An 18,977-nucleotide genomic window follows, 5' to 3' on the forward strand; every position below is an offset into this window, starting at 1 on the left:
TGACGGATATCAGTACAGCAGGGAGTACAGCTGGCGGCGATATTTAGCGGCCAGCGCGTCGCCGGTGCCGAGCGCGGCCAGAATGTCCATCAGGGTTTTGCGCGCGCTGCCGTTGGCGGCGGCCAGATCTTTCTTCAGATGCCCCATCAGCAGTTCCAGCGCTTCTTCGTTACGCCCGACCTGATGCAGTTGCAGCGCCAGCTGCACCGCCAGTTCGACGTTGTCCGGCTGCTGCTGCACCTGCTGTTGCAGCTGTTGGATTTCCGGCGTGTCCGCCGCCTGCTTCAACAATTCAATCTGCGCCACCAGACCTTGATAGCGGGTATCGCGATCCTGCAGCGGGATGGTCGCCAGCACCGCTTCAGCATCTTCGCTGCGGCTGAGCGCAATCTGAGTTTCGGCCAGCGTCAGGCCGATGTCGCTGCGCTGTTGGCTGCTCTGCCAGGCGTCTTTCAGCAGCGGCAGCGCTTCGGCGGCGTTGCCGGCGGCCAGCAGCTCCTGCGCCTGTGCCAGTTTCAGATCTTCTTCCTTCGGCAGGAAACGCTGCAGCAAATCGCGGATCGCTTCTTCCGGCTGCGGGCCCTGGAAGCCGTCGACCGGCTGACCGTCTTTGAACAGGTAGACCGTCGGAATGGAACGCAGCCCGAATTGCGAGGCGATCATCTGTTCGGCGTCGCAGTCTACCTTGGCCAGAATGAACTGACCGGCGTATTCCACCGCCAGCTTGTCCAGCACCGGCGTGAGCTGCAGGCAGTGTTGGCTGCGCTCGGACCAGAAGTAGAACAGCACCGGTGTGGACATCGATTGTTCCAGCGTCTGGTGCAGGTTAGTTTCGTTAATATCAACAACAGCTTGAGCTAGCATCTTTTTTCTCTCTGATCGTGCGGAGCCATGGGGTGTAGATGGGGGCGCGCCGCCATTCTTCAACCCCGTCGGGCGAATTAAGCGTTGCTGCGCAGCAGCCAATCCAGACAGCGGCCCGGCAAAATGCGGCGCAGCACGCTCATCGCGTGCGCCAGCAGGGTGACCGGATAGCGCAGTTTGGCGCGCGGGCTTTCCAGCGCGTGGCGCAGTTTGGGCAGAATGGCCTCCGGCGGCAGCGTCAGGCGCTTGGCGATGCCGGGATTGTGCACCGGTTTGTCGCTCTGCGCCTGATTGACGTTCTGGCTAAAGTGGGTGGAGATCGGCCCCGGTTCGATCAGGCTGACCTGAATGCCGCTGCCGTGCAGCTCCATGCGCAGCGCGTCCGACCAGGCTTCCAGCGCGAACTTGCTGGCGGCGTAGGCGCCGCGCCCGGCGCTGGAGACCAGGCCCATCACCGAACTGGTCTGAATGATCCGCCCTTCGCCGTGCGGCAACATCGCCGGCAACAGCAGCTGGGTCAGTTGGTGGGTGCCGAACAGGTTGGTGGCGAACTGCCGTTCCAGCTGGCTGCGCGAAATGCGGCTGAGCGGGCCGTAAACGCCGAAACCGCCGTTATTGAACAGACCGTACAGTCGGCCGTCGGTCAGCGCGATCACCTCGGCGGCGGCGCGCTCGACGCTGGCGCTGTCGTCCAGATCCAGCTCGATGCCTTCCAGCCCGAGCTGGCGCATGTTTTCCACGTCCTGCGGTTTGCGGCAGGCGGCCAGCACCCGGTAGCCGCGGTTGCGCAGATCCTGCGCCGCAATCAAGCCAATCCCGCTGGAACAGCCGGTTATCAATACCGCTTTTTGCATAACTTTACCTAGTGTACGACCCTAATTTAGTGAGACTCATGCTTTACTAGAGGCTCCAGGCGCTCCGCCATCCAGGTGGCGATAAACGGCTGGGCGTCCCCATTGGGGTGCAATCCGTCATCCTGCATCCATTCCGGCTTCACCACCACCTGTTCCATATAGAACGGCAGCAGCGGAATGTTGAACTGCTTGGCCAGCGCCGGGTAGACGGCGCCGAACGCTTCAGTATAGCGGCGGCCGTAGTTCGGCGGGATGCGGATCTGCATCAGCAGCGGCTGCGCGCCGGCCTGCTGCACTAACGTGATGATTTGGCCGAGATCGCGCTGTACGTCCTGCGCCGGGAAGCCGCGCAGGCCGTCGTTGGCGCCCAGCTCGATCAGCACCCAGCGCGGCTGATGCTGTTTCAGCAGCGCGGGCAGACGCGCCAGCCCCTGCGCGGCGGTGTCGCCGCTGATGCTGGCGTTGACCAGCTGCGGCGCACCCGGTTTTTTCTGCCACTGTTCGGCCAACAGCGTCGGCCACGCCCGCTCGATCGGCAGGCGGTAGCCGGCGCTTAAACTGTCGCCCAAAATCAACAAGGTATCGGCGGCGGCAGCGCGTAAACTGAATAATCCCAACAGCAAAAGGAAGGGAAGATGCCAGCGGAAAACGTTCTTGAAGTTCATCATCTTAGTAAACACGTTGGTCAGGGTGAGCATCAGCTCACCATCCTTACCGGAGTCGAGCTGCTTGTCAAACCCGCGCAGACGATCGCCCTGATCGGCGAATCCGGATCGGGGAAATCGACCTTGCTGGGCATTTTGGCCGGGCTGGATGACGGCAGCGAAGGCGAGGTGCGCTTGCTCGGCGAGTCGCTGACCGCGCTGGACGAAGAGGGGCGCGCCGCGCTGCGCGCCAGGAATGTCGGCTTCGTGTTTCAGTCGTTCATGCTGGTGCCGACGCTGAACGCGCTGGAGAACGTGCAGCTGCCGGCGCTGTTGCGCGGCGAGAGCGACAGACAGAGCCGCGAGCAGGCGGTGCAGCTGCTCGAGCAGTTGGGGCTGGGGAAACGGCTCGATCACCTGCCGGCGCAGCTGTCCGGCGGCGAGCAGCAGCGCGTGGCGCTGGCGCGCGCCTTCAGCGGCCGACCGCGGGTGCTGTTCGCCGATGAACCGACCGGCAACCTCGATCGTCAGACCGGCGATCGCATCGCCGACCTGCTGTTTTCCCTCAACCGCGATTTTGACACCACCCTGATCCTGGTGACCCATGACGAAACCCTGGCGGCGCGCTGCCAGCGGCGGCTGCGGCTGCGCGAAGGCAAGCTGTGGGAGGAAGCATGATCTGGCGCTGGTTCTGGCGCGAATGGCGCTCGCCGTCGCTGCTGATCGTGTGGCTGGCACTGACGCTCTCCGTCGCCTGCGTGCTGGCGCTGGGCAGCATCAGCGATCGCATGGACAAAGGGCTCAGCCAGCAGAGCCGCGATTTTATCGCCGGCGATCGGGTGCTGCGCAGCGCGCATCCGGTGCCGGAAGGTTGGCTTCTGGACGCGCAGCAACAAGGGCTGAAGGTGAGCCGTCAGCTGTCGTTCACCACCATGACCTATGCCGGCGATCGGCCGCAGCTGGCGGACGTGAAAGCCACCGATTTGGCCTATCCGCTGTACGGCAAGCTGGAAACGCGCCCGGCCAACATCCAGCCCGAACCGGGCAGCGTGCTGGTGGCGCCGCGTTTGCTGGCGCTGCTGAACGTGAAAGTGGGGGATTCGCTGGAGGTCGGCGACACCACGCTGCGCATCGCCGGTGAAATCATTCAGGAGCCGGACGCCGGTTTCAATCCATTCCAGACCGCGCCGCGCATCATGATCAATCTGGCGGACGTCGATAAGACCGGCGCAGTGCAGCCGGGCAGCCGCCTGACCTATCGTTACATGTTCGCCGGCGCCGAGCCGGATATTCAGCGTTACGAAGAACGGCTGACGCCGCAGTTGACGCCGGATCAGCGCTGGTTCGGGCTGCAGGAATCCGGCAGCGCGCTGGGCAAGTCGCTGCAGCGCTCCCAACAGTTCCTGCTGTTGTCGGCCCTGCTGACGCTGCTGTTGTCGATCGCCGCCGTGGCGGTGGCGATGAGCCACTATTGCCGCAGCCGCTACGATCTGATCGCGGTGCTGAAAACCCTTGGCGCCGGGCGCGGCGCGCTGCGCAAATTGATCGTCGGCCAGTGGCTGGCGGTGATGGCGCTGGCGGCGGTGTGCGGCGGGGCGATCGGGCTGGCGTTCGAGGCGCTGTTGATTCGCCTGCTGAAGCCGGTGTTGCCGGCCGCGTTGCCCGCCGCCGGCGTCTGGCCGTGGCTGTGGGCGCTCGGTGCGCTGGTGCTGATTTCGCTGCTGGTCGGGTTGCGGCCGTATCGCCAGTTGCTGGCCACCCAGCCGCTGCGGGTGCTGCGTCGCGATGTGGCGGCCAACGTCTGGCCGCTGCGCTACTTCCTGCCGGTGACGGCCGCGATCGTGGTCGCGTTGTTGGTGTTGCTGATGGGAGCCAGCACGTTGCTGTGGGCGATCCTGGCGGGCATGGCGGTGCTGGCGCTGCTGCTGGGCGGTATAGGGTGGGGCAGCCTGCTGCTGTTGCGCCGCATCACGCTCAAGAGCCTGGCGCTGCGGCTGGCGGTCAACCGCCTGCTGCATCAGCCGTGGGTGACCATCAGCCAGTTGGCGGCGTTCTCGCTGTCGTTCATGCTGTTGGCGCTGCTGTTGGTGCTGCGCGGCGATCTGCTCGAACGCTGGCAGCAACAGCTGCCGCCGGACAGCCCGAACTATTTCCTGCTCAACATGACCGAGGCGCAGGTGCCGCAGGTGAAAACTTTCCTGCAGCAGCACCAGATCAAACCGGAAACCTATTACCCGATCGTCCGGGTGCGCCTGACCGAGATAAACCAGCAGGTGGCGACCGAACGGGTGCATGAAGACGATCCGGGCGGCGAGGCGGTGAACCGTGAGCTGAACCTGACCTGGCTGGCCGAGCTGCCGGATCACAATCCGCTGGTGGCGGGCAATTGGCCGCCGAAAAGCGGCGAGGTTTCAATGGATGAAGGCATCGCCGGGCGGCTGAAGATCAAGCTGGGCGACACGCTGACCTTCAGCGGCGATACCCAGGCGTTCAGCGCCAAAGTCACCAGCCTGCGCCAGGTGGATTGGGAAAGCCTGAAGCCGAACTTTTACTTTATCTTCCCGCCGGGCGCGCTGGACGGCCAGCCGCAGACCTGGCTCACCAGCTTCCGCTACGACGGCGACGGCCGGATGCTGACCCAGCTCAACCGCCAGTTCCCAACGCTCAGCCTGCTGGACATCGGCGCGATCCTGAAACAGGTCGGCGGCGTGCTGCAACAGGTCAGCCGCGCGCTGGAGGTGATGGTGGTGCTGGTGGTGCTGTGCGGCGGCCTGCTGCTGCTGGCGCAGGTGCAGGTCGGCATGCGTCAGCGGCGGCAGGAGCTGGTGGTCTATCGCACGCTGGGGGCCGGTAAACGGCTGCTGCGCCGCACGCTGTGGTGCGAGTTTGCCCTGCTGGGGCTGGTGGCGGGCATCGCGGCGGCGGTGGGGGCCGAAGCGGCGCTGTGGCTGCTGCAAAGCCGGGTGTTCGACTTCCCGTGGACGCCGACGCCGGTGCTGTGGTGGGCGCTGCCGCTGGCCAGCGCGCTGCTGCTGTCGCTGTGCGGCGGCTGGCTGGGCGTGCGCTTGCTGCGCGGCCGGGCGCTGTTCCGCAGTTATGATGGCTGATCTGGCGATCGCAGGCCCGTTGCCGCCAAGCGTGGCCGGGCCTGCCGATTTTCTTTCGCGCGTCACTGGCGCAATTCCTCTTCATGCCCATTCATTGTGAAATCGATTACATTTATGTCATATCGATACGTTTGCCATTGGTCATCGGTGTAGCGGATAGCGGGCCGGCTTCGCCTGTTTTACGCATTGATTTAGAGGGTTATGCATGGATTAAGTGAATTCATCCGCCATAAAAAACGGCCTAAAAAGATTTAATGGAATGTAACCGTTTTCACTAATGTGATCGCACTCACTTATCTCCGACGCATTGCCTCCTATCATGTCGCACACTGATGACCGTTTTCTCCTGGAGGCTGTATGAGCGATACCGTCAAAGTGACACCGGCGGAGAAAAGCCCGACTCATGTCGGCATGACTTTTTTCGTCTGTTTTTTAGCCGCCTTGGCCGGCCTGCTGTTCGGTCTTGATATCGGCGTGATCGCCGGCGCCCTGCCGTTTATTACCGACACTTTTCAGATCACCAGCTCTCAGCAGGAGTGGGTGGTCAGCTCAATGATGTTTGGCGCCGCCGTCGGCGCCATCGGCAGCGGCTGGATGAACTTCCGGCTGGGGCGCAAATACAGTTTGATGATCGGCGCAATCCTCTTCGTGGCGGGATCGCTGTGTTCTGCGTTCGCTCCCAACGTGGAGGTGTTGATCGTTTCACGTATTCTGCTGGGATTGGCGGTGGGGATCGCTTCTTATACCGCGCCGATTTATCTTTCTGAAATCGCGCCGGAGAAAATTCGCGGCAGCATGATCTCGATGTATCAATTGATGATCACCATCGGCATTCTGGCCGCTTACCTGTCTGATACGGCATTCAGCTATACCGGCGCCTGGCGCTGGATGTTGGGTGTCATCACCATCCCGGCCGGGCTGTTGTTGGTCGGCGTGTTCTTTTTGCCTGACAGCCCGCGGTGGTTGGCCTCGCGTAATCGCCATGAGCAAGCGCGTCAGGTGTTGGAGAAGCTGCGCGACAGCAGTGCCCAGGCGCAGTATGAGCTGAATGAAATTCGTGAAAGCCTCAAACTGAAGCAAAGCGGTTGGGCGTTGTTCAAAGGCAATAAAAATTTCCGCCGCGCGGTTTTCCTTGGCATTCTTCTCCAGGTGATGCAGCAGTTCACCGGGATGAACGTCACCATGTATTACGCGCCGAAGATTTTCGGTCTGGCGGGCTTCGCCAGTACGGAACAGCAGATGTGGGGCACGGTGATCGTCGGTCTGGTCAACGTGCTGGCCACCTTTATCGCTATTGGGCTGGTTGACCGCTGGGGCCGCAAGCCCACTTTGATCCTTGGGTTTATCGTGATGGCCGTCGGCATGGGGGCGCTGGGCACCATGATGAACATCGGCATGAACTCGGCGGCGGAGCAATATTTCGCCATCGTCATGCTGCTGATGTTTATCGTCGGCTTTGCCATGAGCGCCGGCCCGCTGATTTGGGTGCTGTGCTCAGAGATCCAGCCATTGAAAGGCCGCGATTTCGGCATCACCTGTTCCACCGCCACTAACTGGATAGCCAATATGATCGTGGGGGCGACGTTCCTGACCATGCTGAATTCGTTGGGCAGCGCTCACACCTTTTGGGTCTACGCGGGGCTTAACGTGCTGTTTGTTTTCATCACGCTGGCGCTGATCCCGGAAACCAAAAATATTTCACTGGAACACATTGAGCGCAATCTGATGGCCGGCAAACCGTTGCGTAATATCGGCTCGCGTTGATCTTTGCGGCAATAAAAAAGGTTCAGCCTGGGCTGAACCTTCTTCTTTTCGGCGGTGTAAACCGTTAAGCCAGCTTCTGCTGTGCCCAGGCCAGCCCGCTTTGGTATTCGCCCGGCAGCAGCGGCGCCAGCGCCTGCAGCGCTTGACGCAGATCGGCGGCGCTCGGGTCGTTCAGATTTAGGTGGCCGACCTTGCGGCCCGGGCGAACCTCTTTCTCATACCAGTGCAGATGCACCAGCGGCAGCGACAGCCACTGTTCGTTGACGGCGGTGCCGATCAGGTTGACCATCACCGACGGTGTGCTCACCACCGGCTGCGGCAGCGGCAGGCCGAGGATGGCGCGCAGGTGCAGCTCGAACTGGCTGATGGATGCGCCGTTTTGCGTCCAGTGGCCGCTGTTGTGCACGCGCGGCGCCAGTTCGTTGATCAACAGTCGATCGCCGACGATAAAGCACTCCATCGCCATCACGCCGACGTAGTTCAGCTCGTTCAGGATCGCCGCCAGCATCTGCTCGGCCTGTTGCTGCAGCGCCGGATTGGGCTGCGGCAGCGCCACGCTGGCGCGCAGGATGCCGTCTTCATGCAGGTTGTGGGTCAGCGGGTAGAAGACCGAACGGCCGTCGTGGCCGCGCGCGCCCACCAGCGACACTTCGCCGGAGAAATTGATGCCTTGCTCGACGATGCACTCGCCATAGGCATCGGCCGGCAGTTCGGCTTCCTGCCCCGGACGCAAGCGCCACTGGCCGCGGCCGTCATAGCCGCCGACCCGGCGTTTGACGATCGCCAGCTCGCCCAGCGCAGCGAACACCTGCGGCCATTCGGCGGCGCTCGCCAGCAGCTGCCACGGCGCGGTCGCCAGGCCGAGTTGATCGAGCAGCTGCTTTTGCGTCAGGCGATCCGCCAAACGCGGGAAGATGTCACGGTTGACGAAGGCGCTGTGAGTCGCCAGTTCGCGCGTCAGCGCGGTTTCCGGCCAGCGTTCAATCTCGGCGGTAATGACGCTGTTCTGATACGGCACCGCCTCGGGTTCGGCATCGATGCCGACAGGGTAGACGGCGATGCCCAGCGGTTCGCCGGCCTGGCGCAGCATGCGCCCCAGCTGACCGTTGCCCAATACGCAAACCGGCTTCATGCGTCCTCCCGCGGATCGGGGTGGTTCAAAACGTCTTCAGTCTGCGCCTGACGCCAGTCCGCCAAACGCTGCGCCAGCGCGGCGTCGTGCAGCGCCAGGATCTGCATCGCCAGCAGCCCGGCGTTGGCGGCGCCGGCTTTGCCGATCGCCAGCGTCCCCACCGGAATGCCGCGCGGCATCTGCACGATGGAGTAGAGGCTGTCCACGCCGCTCAGCGCGGCGCTTTGCACCGGTACACCCAGCACCGGCACCAGCGTTTTCGCCGCCAGCATGCCCGGCAGATGCGCGGCACCGCCGGCGCCGGCGATGATCACGTCAAAGCCGTTGGCGGCAGCCTGCTCGGCGAAGCTGAACAGCTTGTCCGGCGTGCGGTGAGCGGAAACGACTTCGACATGGAAGGGGACATCGAGCTGGGTCAGGACTTCGGCGGCGAACTGCATGGTGGCCCAGTCACTTTTCGATCCCATTACAATTGCGATTTTAGCCCCGGCATTGGCGGCTGAAGCGGCGTTGGCTCCCATGGGTGTAAGGCTCCTGTGATTTGTCTGGCGTCGGCTGAGGGCCGAATGAGGGCGTAGAGCATACCATGAGCGCACGGCGAGGAAAACGGTTGCGTCGCCGGTTTTCACCGGCGAAAGCGCGAATTTTCACCCGCGCGCCAGTGCGGAACTCAGAACGGGAATTGGATCAGCTCGACGGCGTCGGCGCTGACTTTGATCATCGATCCTTCGACGTGCCAGGCGCCCAGCACCGCGCGATGGGCTTCGCCGTTGCTCAACGCCAGCCGATGCACCGCCGGGCGATGGGTATGGCCGTGGATCATCCAGTGCACATCGTGGCGCAGCATCGTTTGCTCGACCGCCTGCGGGTTGACGTCCATGATGGCGTCCGACTTGTACTGGTTGGATTGCTGGCTGCGGGCGCGCATCTTGGCGGCGATCTTCAGTCGCCAGCGCAGCGGCAGCGCGAGGAACAGTTTTTGAATCAGCGGGTTGTGCACTTTACGGCGGAATTGCTGATAGGCTTGATCGTCGGTGCACAGGGTGTCGCCGTGCAGGATCAGGATCCTGCGGCCGTACAGCTCCAGCACTTTTTCTTCCGGCAGCAGCTGCATGCCGCTGGCGCGGGCGAAGCGCTTGCCGAGCAGAAAATCGCGGTTGCCGTGGATGAAATAGCAGGGCACGCCGGCCTGTTGCAGCGCTTTCAGCGCCGCGGCGATCTCCGCGTGCAGCGGCTCGGGATCGTCGTCGCCGATCCAGGCTTCAAACAGGTCGCCGAGGATGTACAGCGCGTCGGCGTGCACCGCTTCGCGCCGTAAAAAACGCAGAAAACCGGCAGTGATTGCCGGTTCCTGTGCGCACAAGTGCAGATCTGCGATGAACAGCGTACTCATGCAGCCGCGATTACTCGCTGACGGTCACGCTGTTGATCACCACGTCTTCTACCGGTACGTCCTGGTGCATGCCGCTGCGGCCGGTTTTCACGCCTTTGATCTTGTTGACCACGTCCATGCCTTCAACCACTTCAGCAAACACGCAGTAGCCCCAGCCCTGCACGTTTTCGCCGCGGAAGTTCAGGAAGTCGTTGTCAGCCACGTTGATGAAGAACTGTGCGGTGGCGGAGTGCGGATCGTTGGTGCGCGCCATTGCCAGGGTGCCGATGGTGTTTTTCAAACCGTTGTTGGCTTCGTTCTTGATGGCCGCGTTGGTCGCTTTCTGGTTCATGCCCGGCTCGAAACCGCCGCCCTGGATCATGAAGCCGTTGATCACACGGTGGAAGATGGTGTTGTCGTAGAAACCGGCGCGGCAGTAGTTCAGGAAGTTTTCAACGGTAACCGGCGCTTTGTCAGCAAAGGTCTTGATAACGATATCGCCGTGATTGGTGTGGAAAGTAACCATAGTTTTAATCCTAACAAGGTGAAGTGAGACGTCACGTAAAGCGAGTGAACATTCAGACCGCCCTTATAACATATCCGCCCCAGCGAGTCAGCAGCGGCTCAACCGCGCACTGTCTGTGGTAATTGTATTTATGTTATATTATAACAATTGCGCCGGCCGGCGAATTTTGCGCTTTTTCTTCGCGTGAAGTCAGCAAAGCATGGCCTTAACCTTGCAATAGATCAGGCTTCAGGTTTCAATACGCTACCGGGCGTTAAACCTGAAGCCCGGTTATCTTTTTTGTTATCACGCACACCACGGAATCTCCCGATGCTAAAGATTTTTAATACCCTGAGTCGTCAAAAAGAGGAATTCAAACCCATTCATGCCGGGAAAGTGGGCATGTACGTGTGCGGGGTAACCATCTATGACCTGTGTCACATCGGCCACGGTCGTACCTTTGTCGCTTTCGACGTGGTGGCGCGTTACCTGCGCTATCTCGGCTATTCGCTGAACTACGTGCGCAACGTCACCGACGTGGACGACAAAATCATCCGCCGCGCGGCGGAAAATCATGAGACCTGCGATCAACTGACCGAACGCATGCTGGCGGAAATGCATGCCGACTTCGACGCGTTGCTGATCGATCGCCCGGACAGCGAACCGCGCGCGACCCAACACATCGCCGAGATTATCGAGATCACCCAGCGCCTGATCGATCGCGATCACGCCTATGTGGCCAGCAACGGCGACGTGATGTTCTCCATCGACAGCGATCCGCAGTACGGGCTGCTGTCGCGCCAGGATCTGGAGCAGCTGCAGGCCGGCGCGCGCGTGGAGATCGACGACGTTAAGCGCAACCCGATGGACTTCGTGCTGTGGAAGATGTCCAAACCGGGCGAGCCGAGCTGGCAGTCGCCGTGGGGGCCGGGCCGTCCGGGCTGGCACATCGAATGCTCCGCCATGAACTGCAAACAGCTGGGCACCCACTTCGACATCCACGGCGGCGGTTCCGATCTGATGTTCCCGCACCACGAGAACGAGATCGCGCAGTCGAGCTGCGCCCACGACGGCCCGTACGTCAATTACTGGATGCACTCCGGCATGGTGATGATCGACAAAGAGAAGATGTCCAAATCGCTGGATAACTTCTTCACCATTCGCGACGTGCTCGGCCATTACGATGCGGAGACGGTGCGTTACTTCCTGATGTCCGGCCACTATCGCAGCCAGCTGAACTACAGTGAAGAGAATCTCAAGCAGGCGCGCACCGCGCTGGAGCGCCTCTATACCGCGCTGCGCGGCACCGACGCCAATGCCGCGCCGGCCGGCGGCGAGGCGTTCGAAGCCCGCTTCCGCGAAGCGATGGACGACGACTTCAACACCCCGGAAGCCTACTCGGCGCTGTTCGATCTGGCGCGCGAGGTTAACCGCCTGAAGGGGGAAGACATGGCGGCGGCCAGCGGCATGGCGGCGGAACTGCGCAAGCTGGCGAACGTGCTTGGCCTGCTGCAGCAGGAGCCGGAGCAGTTCCTGCAAGGGGGCGCACAGGTTGACGACGGCGAAGTGGCGGAGATCGAAGCGCTGATCAAACAGCGTAACGAAGCGCGCGCCGCCAAGGACTGGGCGCTGGCGGATGCCGCGCGTGATCGCTTGAACGAGATGAACATCGTGCTGGAAGACGGCCCGCAGGGCACCACCTGGCGCCGTAAGTAATCCGGCAGAAGGAAACAAAAAAGGCGCTGAATTCAGCGCCTTTTTCTATGGCTGCGGGTTAGGGTTTAACCATGACCTTGCCGCCGCCGAACTCCACCACCTGATCGGCGACGATCTTGCAGCGCTTGCGGGTTTCGACCTTACCGTCGACTTTCACCTGCCCTTCGGCGATGACTTCTTTGGCGGCGCCGCCGCTTTCACACCAGCCCTGGAACTTCAGCAGATCGCACAGTTCGACATGGGGATGATTGTCCAGATTGAAAATTTCCATACTGCCTTACTTATTTAGGTTGAACGTCGTGATATTCCTCGCAGGCCTGCAAGGTATTTTGGATCAGTGTAGCCACGGTCATCGGGCCAACGCCACCCGGCACCGGGGTGATGTAGGCGGCGCGCTCGCTGGCGGCGTCGAAATCGACATCGCCCACCACTTTACCGCTTTCCAGGCGGTTGATGCCGACGTCAACCACGATGGCGCCCGGTTTGATCCAGTCGCCCGGAATGAAGCCGGGTTTGCCGACCGCCACCACCAGCAGATCGGCGTTCTCGACGTGATGACGCAGATTCTTGGTGAAGCGGTGGGTGACGGTGGTGGTGCAGCCGGCCAGCAGCAGCTCCATGCTCATCGGGCGGCCGACAATGTTGGACGCGCCGACCACCACGGCGTTCAGGCCGTAGGTATCGATGTTATAACGCTCCAGCAGGGTGACGATGCCGCGCGGCGTGCATGGGCGCAGCTTGGGCGCGCGCTGGCACAGGCGGCCGACGTTGTACGGGTGGAAGCCGTCGACGTCTTTGTCCGGATGGATGCGTTCCAGCACCTTGACGTTATCGATGCCGGCCGGCAACGGCAGCTGCACCAAAATGCCGTCGATTTCCTCATCGGCGTTCAGCTGGTCGATCAACGCCAGCAGCTCGGCTTCACTGGTGGCAGCGGGCAGGTCGTAGGAGCGGGAGAGGAAGCCGACTTCATCGCAGGCGCGGCGCTTGCTGGCGACGTAAATTTGCGAAGCCGGATTCTCGCCGACCAGCACAACCGCCAGCCCTGGCGCGCGCTTGCCGGCCGCCAGACGTTGTTTCACTTGCTCAGCCACTTCGTTTCTAACCTGCTGCGCAATCGTTTTACCATCAATAATCTTTGCTGACATCAGTGTGGAAATCCATCAATTAAGAAAAGCGGGGATGCCGCTATTCTGTCAGAAGCTGAGCGCGCTGTCAGGCGCAGAATCACCCTCGCCACCGTTGCCGAGACCGATTTACGCTTTTTTTATGCCGGCTTCAGGAACCTCTACGCCATTTTTACCGGCATTTGCATACGCTGGGGCCATACACAGGGCGAAAGAGGGCAGGATCATGAGAGCGATAACCCGGCTTTATCCGTTGCATCATCAGCCTGATCAGCAACCGGCGCAGCCTAAGCACGTTGGTGAGACGGTGTTCGATTCTTCGCTGCATCCGGCGGACAGTGAGCAACTCACCGCGCTGCATCAGCTTTGTCAGCACCAGGCGACGCCGTCGTGGCGGGCGCGCCTGAGCGCCCTGTGGCGGAAGCTGTGCGCATGAACGGCAGCGCATGGGTAGGGTGCGCGCTATTGCTGGCTTGGGCGCCGTGGAGCCAGGCTTCTTTAAACAGCGCACGCCCTGACTCCGCTCTGGGGAAAAGAGGGGAGGCGACCTGCAACATGCAGGTGGTTGAGCATGCCGATTGGGGCGACATTACGGCGGTCGTTCAGTCCGTGCGCCTTTGCCTGCGGCGGGGCGATGGGCGGCAAGGGGCCGAACGCAAGCCAGGCGATACCGCTGTCGGCCTGGCGCAACGCAGCATAGCGCGGGCCGCCGCACGGGCGCTGGCGGAAAAAACGCCATAAAGCACCGTCGCCGCCGTAACGTCATGAAAAGGCATTGACTCGCTAACCTCTGACCGTATAATCGCAACCCGCAACCACAGGTTGCCGCATCTCAATGCGCCCTTAGCTCAGTTGGATAGAGCAACAGCCTTCTAAGTTGTAGGTCACAGGTTCAATTCCTGTAGGGCGTGCCATTAAGTATCAATGAGTTACGCCTTTCATCCCGTCTTTCCGATTTCATCATGGGACAGATTTGGGACTAAACCTCCGAAAATCGCATCAATTTGCCTCGCATGCTCAGTGAGATGGTTCGGTGTAAGGTGAGCGTATCGCTGAACCATTTCTATGCTCACCCAGCCGGTCTATTCTCCAAAGCTCAGCTTTTCGACGGTCGTGCAATTTCTGCGCTTGGCGAGTGATTAGGTATCCGGCCTCGGCGCCGCTGTTCCACCGGTGAAAACTCCTATTTCTCCCTCCCACGTTTATTCGCTAACGATGGTTCACTTCCCGCACCGGGCTCTCCGGTCGGGGAGTAAGTTCAGCACGCGCCGCACGGTGCAGCAATAAAAGACATTAATAACCTCAATGGGTTGGGAATTTTCTCGGTAACCCTGCAATTTGTAAAGGATTGATCGTTTTCAACGATCGGTAAGATCTTATTGATCTGCACAACCAATTATCTTTGCTGCACGGTCGCCGTTAAGATCGGGCAGGATATTATTCGGCGGTAACTCTTTATTCATCCGGTGAATACCACGTAGCGCTCGACAATTTATCAGGATAAAACCCCCGTACTCAGCCATGACGAGAACGTCTGCTAATTGCCCGCTTTCCCGCGATAACGAGATTGACGGTTCAGGGAGCACGGCAGAGAGAACGGCGTTTTCTCCCTGCAGCATTCTCGGGGTTTCGAACCGTGGCGCAGCGCTATTTTTATCCTCACGGACTCTTTCGGCCCTGCAGTGGCCTTTTGTATTTTTCTGAGGCGACGAACCATGAATGCCCATCGCACCACCGGCAAACGCCCCGTATCCCCGCTGGCCACACTCCCCGATCGCCGGGTGCCCAATGCGCTTTTGCACCGGGATAGCGTGCAACGCATTCTCGTCATCAAGCTGCGCCACTTTGGCGACGTCCTGTTGATGACGCCGGTGCTCAGCACATTGCGCGTCAACTACCCCAATGCGTTGATCGATGTGCTGGTCTATGACGGCACCGAGGCGATGCTGGCCGGCAATCAGGATGTTTATCTGGCCTTTACCGTGGATCGAGAGCTCAAGCGCCAAGGGCTGAAAGCGCAATACCGCGGCGAATATGCGTTATGGAACAGCCTGCGGACCGGCCATTACGATCTGGTGATCAACCTCTCCGATCAGTGGCGGGCGGCGTTGTATTGCCGTTTTCTCAAACCGACCTTCAGTCTGGGGTTTCGCTACCCCAAACGCGACAATCGACTCTGGCGGGCCTGCCATTCGCTACTGGTCGACGTTGCCGGCCCGGCGCAGCACACCGTGCTGAATAATCTCAGCATTCTGGCGCCACTGGCCTTGCCCACGACAATCACGCAGGTGACGCAGGCCTGGCGGCAATCTGATGTGGATGACGTTGACCGGCTCAGTCGACGCCATCACCTGACCGATTTTGTGCTGATACAGCCGACCGCACGCTGGGCTTTCAAGACCTGGACGGTGGACGGATTCAGCGCCGTGATTAACCACCTGACCGCCCAGGGCAGAACGGTGGTGCTCACCGGCGGACGCACGCAAGATGAAGCCACCATGATAAGCGCCATCATGGCCCGCTGCCTGTTACCGCGGCGGGTGATTAATCTGGCCGGGCGTCTGGAGCTGCCGGAGCTCGCGGTGTTGATTGACCGGGCGCGGCTGTTTATCGGGGTCGATTCGGTGCCGATGCACATGGCCGCCGCGCTGAATACGCCCTCGGTGGTGCTGTTCGGGCCCAGCGACCTCGCGCGATGGTCCCCGTGGCAGGCGCCCCACACGTTGCTGTGGGCCGGAGACTATCGTCCGCTGCCCGCCCCGGACGCCGTTGACACCAATACCCGCGAGCGTTACCTCGCGGCCATCCCGGCCGGCGATGTGATACAGGCGGTTAACAGGCAACTGGCATCCCTCGTCGGGTCTGTGCAGCGTTAACCCTGCGCGGCCTTCCACCGTGTTTTTTCTCTTATCAATGAGTACGCCACGATGCTATTCAACTCAGCAGTTTCCTCGTCGATACAGACGCCCCTTCAGCAACGGTTGTTTGCGTTTACCGCCTTTTTGCTGGGAGCCTCCCTCCCGACCTCCAATCCCCTGATGAATATCTCACTGGGGCTGGTTGTCGTCTGTCTGCTCTGGCTGCGCGATATCCGGCAGTGGGCTGCACTGGCTTGTCATCCCCTGGTTTGGTTGCCGGCCCTGATGTTTGCGCTGCTGGCGTTGTCATTGCTGACGCATGCTCACGCCTACGGCCCCAAAATGGTCGGCAAATACCAAAAATTGCTGTATGTCCTGCCGCTGGCGCTGTTCTTTCTGGCCGACTCGCGGCTGATGACGCAATTTGTCCGCGGCTTTTTGTGGGCCAATGCCGCGATATTGGCCATCAGCTTCATGAGCGGGCTTGGCCATGTCACATTGGGCGGGCTGAACCCCGACAACCCTACGGTGTTTAAGCTGCAAATCACCCAAAACGTGTTTATGGCGCTGGCGGCGCTGGTCTGGTTGTCGCGTGCTTTTGCCTGTAGCGGAAAACGGCGCTGGGGGTATGCGGGACTGGTGTTGTTGGCGACGGTTAATGTTCTGCTGATGGTGCAGGGGCGTACCGGGTATGTGGCATTGGCCGTTGGCATGGGTATCTGGTTATTGCTTACCCTCCGGCGCAAGCAGCAAGTGGCCGTGCTCGCCTGCGGCATACTGGCTGTCGTGATGCTGGTCATGACCCCCAATCGCGCCATGGAGCGCCTGACGCTGGGCGTCCAGCAAATTCAGGGGTGCGTTTTCGCCCCGGCCCAAACGGCTTATGCGGCCTGCGACAACTCCATGGGCCAACGCACCGCCTTCGCCCGCGAAGCCCTGCGACTGATAAAGCAATCCCCGCTGCTGGGCAACGGTGCCGGCAGCTTTTGGTACGGCAATCCATCCACCGGCTATGGCGTGCATAATCCGCACAATGAATACCTGCTGGAAACGGTGCAGAGCGGCTTGCTGGGATTGATGGTGTTCCTCACCTGGATGTGGAGTTGCTACCGCGTCGCCTGGCGCTTGCCGCCGGCGCGCCGAAATCTGTTCGTTGCGGTGCTCAGCAGCTACATGGCCTGCCATCTGTTCAATTCATTCCTGCTGGACTCGTCCGAAGGGCACCTGTTTGTCATTATCGCCGCCTTACTGGCCGGGCTTTCCCTCACCACTCCGCCGTCTCTTCATGCAGATTTGCCTCAACCCCAGATGCGATAGGGGGTTGAAGTGCTTCGAAAATACGCGCTTGAACGCGGCGCTCAGCGCTCCTCCGCGCATCGGTGAAAAGCCGGCGGCCGCCTGGTTCGCTCACAACGGCCGCCCCGGCGTTAACGCCGGGGCGGCACGGTTGCGGATGGCTTTTTTCCCTTCCGGCGCAGTTTGCTGTGGGCGGAATTACTCTTTTTGCGCCATCACCTTCGCCCGGAACGCCGGACCGGCCACGGCGGTGCGCTCATCGCGGGCCAGCCAGCGGTAGGCGGTCGCGCCGAGGAAGACGCCGATAAACCAGCTGAAGTTGGCCACTTGGTGCAGAGCCGGAATAAAGCTGATGATCAGGCCAATGGCCACCGACGGCAGCAGCGCGGCAATGGCTTTCGGGTTAAAACCGTTGCGGTACCAGTATTTGCCTTTCGGGGTGTCATCAAACAGATCGTCCACGGATACCTGGCCGCGTTTGATCAGATAAAAATCGGCGATCAGGATGCCGAACAGCGGGCCAATAAAGGCGCCCAGCACGTCGAGGGTGTAGTGGATAAGTTCCGGCGAATTAAACAAATTCCACGGCGTCAGCAGAATCGACCCAACGGCGGCAATCATCCCGCCGGTGCGGAAGCTGATTTTCTGCGGCGAACAGTTCGAAAAGTCAAAGGCCGGCGAGACGAAGTTGGCCACGATATTGATGCCAATGGTGGCGGTGATCATCGTCAGCAGGCCAATGGCGACCGCCAGATCGTTTCCAATGCGGCTGACGGTTTCAATCGGGTCGGTGATCATGTGGCCAAACAGCGATTGTGTACCGGAAACAATCACTACGGTGACGATGGAGAACAGCAGGAAGTTGAACGGCAGGCCCCAGCGGTTGCCGCGGCGGATCTCGCCCATGTTTTTGCCGTAGCGGGAGAAATCGCCGAAGTTGAGCAGCGGCCCGGAGAAGTAGGAGACCACCAGCGCGGTGGCGGTGATCATTTGCCAGGTCTGCTCCCCGGCGGTCAGCGATTTGCTGGCCAGGGTAAAGGAAATCCCGTCAAAACCGGTCTTGTATACAATCCAGCCCGCCAGCGCCAGCATCACCACATAGACTGCCGGCCCGGCGATATCGATGAAGCGCTTAATGGCGTTCATGCCGTGCCAAAAGACCATCGCCTGCAGCAGCCACATGGTGGCGAAGCATAGCCAGCCCAGGAGCGACAGGCCGAGGAAGCTGGTTCCGGTGAGTGTGGACAGCGACGGCCAGAACTTGAGCAGCACCAGCATCAGGGCGTTGGCCGCAAGGTAGGTCTGGATCCCATACCAGGCGAAAGCGATAAGCCCGCGGATCACCGCCGGGATATTGGCGCCAAAGACGCCAAACGCCTGGCGGCAGATGACCGCATAAGGCACGCCGGCCATTTGGCTTGGCTTCGCCACCAGGTTGGCGCACAGCTGTACGATGCAAATGCCGATCAGCAGGCAGAGCAGCACCTGCCAACTGGCCAACCCGAGCGTGAAAAAGCTCGCCGCGACCACATAGCCCCCCATGCTGTGCACGTCCGACATCCAGAATGAAAAAATGTTGTACCAGCTCCAGTTTTGGTCGCGCGTCGGCGCGAGATCTTCATTACACAGTCGCGGGCTGTAGCCGGCGGTCGCGTCTTTGGCCGAAACCTGATGCATGTGTGTTGAATGTGGCATGAAACCTGCTCCTCTTGTTATGTGGATTGCTGAGGCTATTGCA

Annotated in this window: 18 protein-coding genes, 1 tRNA gene and 1 pseudogene; 9 read left to right on the plus strand and 11 right to left on the minus strand. The window is 60.9% G+C overall.

The genetic code is table 11. The features are described from left to right. Positions 1-9: 9 nt before the first annotated feature. The 3 genes from ACORQT_RS05340 to tesA all read right to left on the minus strand — a co-directional run bounded on the left by ACORQT_RS05340 (position 10) and on the right by tesA (position 2,383). Positions 10-864 carry a co-chaperone YbbN gene (locus ACORQT_RS05340; RefSeq protein ID WP_042783821.1) on the minus strand — a complete coding sequence of 285 codons (855 nt, stop codon included), beginning with the start codon at positions 862-864 and terminating at the stop codon, positions 10-12. Between the two features lie 77 nt (positions 865-941). Beyond that, on the minus strand, positions 942-1,718 hold the full coding sequence (locus tag ACORQT_RS05345) for an SDR family oxidoreductase (protein WP_004940195.1): 777 nt from the start codon (positions 1,716-1,718) through the stop codon (positions 942-944). Positions 1,719-1,744: 26 nt separating this feature from the next. Next, a complete protein-coding gene (tesA, locus tag ACORQT_RS05350; RefSeq protein ID WP_162472522.1) occupies positions 1,745-2,383 on the minus strand; it encodes a multifunctional acyl-CoA thioesterase I/protease I/lysophospholipase L1 in 639 nt (212 codons plus the stop codon). Here tesA and ybbA point away from each other — a divergent pair. The 3 genes from ybbA (at position 2,354) to ACORQT_RS05365 (ending at position 7,233) form a co-directional block, all read left to right on the plus strand. Beyond that, the gene (gene ybbA / locus ACORQT_RS05355; RefSeq protein ID WP_004940192.1) at positions 2,354-3,040 is read left to right on the plus strand and encodes a putative ABC transporter ATP-binding protein YbbA; all 687 of its coding nucleotides are present in this window, start codon (positions 2,354-2,356) and stop codon (positions 3,038-3,040) included. The genes tesA and ybbA overlap by 30 nt on opposite strands. Then, on the plus strand, positions 3,037-5,469 hold the full coding sequence (gene ybbP, locus ACORQT_RS05360) for a putative ABC transporter permease subunit YbbP (protein ID WP_033642137.1): 2,433 nt from the start codon (positions 3,037-3,039) through the stop codon (positions 5,467-5,469). The genes ybbA and ybbP overlap by 4 nt, the downstream gene beginning before the upstream one ends. Positions 5,470-5,826: 357 nt before the next feature. Then, positions 5,827-7,233, plus strand: coding sequence for a sugar porter family MFS transporter (locus ACORQT_RS05365; RefSeq protein WP_033642138.1), 1,407 nt, complete (start codon positions 5,827-5,829; stop codon positions 7,231-7,233). A 64-nt stretch (positions 7,234-7,297) separates the two neighbouring features. Here the strand turns inward: ACORQT_RS05365 and purK are convergent, their stop codons facing one another. The 4 genes from purK to ppiB form a co-directional block, all read right to left on the minus strand. After that, complete coding sequence (purK, locus tag ACORQT_RS05370; RefSeq protein WP_016928803.1) at positions 7,298-8,365, minus strand: 5-(carboxyamino)imidazole ribonucleotide synthase; 1,068 nt, start codon at positions 8,363-8,365, stop codon at positions 7,298-7,300. Further along, positions 8,362-8,886: a 5-(carboxyamino)imidazole ribonucleotide mutase gene (purE, locus tag ACORQT_RS05375; RefSeq protein ID WP_004940188.1), complete on the minus strand. Its 525-nt coding sequence runs from the start codon at positions 8,884-8,886 to the stop codon at positions 8,362-8,364. The genes purK and purE overlap by 4 nt, the downstream gene beginning before the upstream one ends. Positions 8,887-9,035: 149 nt before the next feature. After that, positions 9,036-9,758 (minus strand): UDP-2,3-diacylglucosamine diphosphatase, encoded by a 723-nt coding sequence (locus ACORQT_RS05380; protein WP_033642139.1) that lies wholly within the window; start codon positions 9,756-9,758, stop codon positions 9,036-9,038. A 10-nt stretch (positions 9,759-9,768) separates the two neighbouring features. Then, on the minus strand, positions 9,769-10,263 hold the full coding sequence (gene ppiB, locus ACORQT_RS05385; protein ID WP_016928800.1) for a peptidylprolyl isomerase B: 495 nt from the start codon (positions 10,261-10,263) through the stop codon (positions 9,769-9,771). Positions 10,264-10,572: 309 nt separating this feature from the next. Here ppiB and cysS point away from each other — a divergent pair, with 309 nt between their 5' ends. Then, on the plus strand, positions 10,573-11,958 hold the full coding sequence (gene cysS / locus ACORQT_RS05390; RefSeq protein WP_033642140.1) for a cysteine--tRNA ligase: 1,386 nt from the start codon (positions 10,573-10,575) through the stop codon (positions 11,956-11,958). A 58-nt stretch (positions 11,959-12,016) separates the two neighbouring features. Here the strand turns inward: cysS and ybcJ are convergent, their stop codons facing one another. Together ybcJ and folD are read right to left on the minus strand one after the other, a co-directional pair. Next, the gene (gene ybcJ / locus ACORQT_RS05395) at positions 12,017-12,229 is read right to left on the minus strand and encodes a ribosome-associated protein YbcJ (protein ID WP_033642141.1); all 213 of its coding nucleotides are present in this window, start codon (positions 12,227-12,229) and stop codon (positions 12,017-12,019) included. A gap of 10 nt (positions 12,230-12,239) precedes the next feature. Beyond that, positions 12,240-13,106, minus strand: a complete 867-nt coding sequence (gene folD, locus ACORQT_RS05400) for a bifunctional methylenetetrahydrofolate dehydrogenase/methenyltetrahydrofolate cyclohydrolase FolD (protein ID WP_004940177.1) — start codon at positions 13,104-13,106, stop codon at positions 12,240-12,242. Between the two features lie 205 nt (positions 13,107-13,311). Here folD and ACORQT_RS05405 point away from each other — a divergent pair, with 205 nt between their 5' ends. The 3 genes from ACORQT_RS05405 (at position 13,312) to ACORQT_RS05415 (ending at position 13,999) form a co-directional block, all read left to right on the plus strand. Continuing rightward, complete coding sequence (locus ACORQT_RS05405; RefSeq protein WP_042783825.1) at positions 13,312-13,521, plus strand: hypothetical protein; 210 nt, start codon at positions 13,312-13,314, stop codon at positions 13,519-13,521. Next, positions 13,518-13,826, plus strand: coding sequence for a hypothetical protein (locus ACORQT_RS05410; RefSeq protein ID WP_072628240.1), 309 nt, complete (start codon positions 13,518-13,520; stop codon positions 13,824-13,826). The genes ACORQT_RS05405 and ACORQT_RS05410 overlap by 4 nt, the downstream gene beginning before the upstream one ends. A gap of 96 nt (positions 13,827-13,922) precedes the next feature. Continuing rightward, positions 13,923-13,999, plus strand: a tRNA-Arg gene (locus ACORQT_RS05415). 24 nt (positions 14,000-14,023) lie between these two features. Here ACORQT_RS05415 and ACORQT_RS05420 read toward each other — a convergent pair. After that, positions 14,024-14,164, minus strand: a pseudogene (locus ACORQT_RS05420) (integrase); the annotation flags it as partial. 636 nt (positions 14,165-14,800) lie between these two features. Between ACORQT_RS05420 and rfaQ the strand changes: the two are divergent. Both rfaQ and ACORQT_RS05430 read left to right on the plus strand, forming a co-directional pair. Next, positions 14,801-15,961, plus strand: coding sequence for a putative lipopolysaccharide heptosyltransferase III (gene rfaQ, locus ACORQT_RS05425; RefSeq protein ID WP_198793338.1), 1,161 nt, complete (start codon positions 14,801-14,803; stop codon positions 15,959-15,961). Between the two features lie 51 nt (positions 15,962-16,012). Beyond that, a complete protein-coding gene (locus tag ACORQT_RS05430; RefSeq protein WP_060659843.1) occupies positions 16,013-17,260 on the plus strand; it encodes an O-antigen ligase family protein in 1,248 nt (415 codons plus the stop codon). A 177-nt stretch (positions 17,261-17,437) separates the two neighbouring features. Here ACORQT_RS05430 and ACORQT_RS05435 read toward each other — a convergent pair whose 3' ends face one another. Further along, on the minus strand, positions 17,438-18,934 hold the full coding sequence (locus ACORQT_RS05435) for an NCS1 family nucleobase:cation symporter-1 (protein ID WP_072626559.1): 1,497 nt from the start codon (positions 18,932-18,934) through the stop codon (positions 17,438-17,440). Between the last annotated feature and the right edge of the window lie 43 nt (positions 18,935-18,977).

The organism is Serratia sp. (in: enterobacteria), from assembly GCF_052400455.1.
GTDB classification, from domain to species: Bacteria; Pseudomonadota; Gammaproteobacteria; order Enterobacterales; family Enterobacteriaceae; genus Serratia; species Serratia ureilytica.